The following is a 400-nucleotide window of genomic DNA, read 5'->3' on the forward strand; positions in this document are numbered from 1 at the left end:
CCTACCCATCACAGTCCCCGTTAGGAGTACATACTGCAATGACATGACTTCGGCGGTGTGCTTGAGCCCCGCTACATTGTCGGCGCGGAATCACTTGACCAGTGAGCTATTACGCACTCTTTCAAGGATGGCTGCTTCTAAGCCAACCTCCTGGTTGTCTCTGCGACTCCACATCCTTTCCCACTTAGCACACGCTTAGGGGCCTTAGTCGATGCTCTGGGCTGTTTCCCTCTCGACCATGGAGCTTATCCCCCACAGTCTCACTGCCGCGCTCTCACTTACCGGCATTCGGAGTTTGGCTAAGGTCAGTAACCCGGTAGGGCCCATCGCCTATCCAGTGCTCTACCTCCGGCAAGAAACACACGACGCTGCACCTAAATGCATTTCGGGGAGAACCAGC

General features: G+C 55.5%; 1 rRNA gene. It reads right to left on the reverse strand.

Annotated elements, in window-relative coordinates:
* Positions 1–400: ribosomal RNA gene (locus F1003_RS18490) — 23S ribosomal RNA — on the reverse strand; the annotation flags it as partial.

Source organism: Winogradskyella ouciana (assembly GCF_009709615.1).
Taxonomy (GTDB): domain Bacteria; phylum Bacteroidota; class Bacteroidia; order Flavobacteriales; family Flavobacteriaceae; genus Winogradskyella; species Winogradskyella ouciana.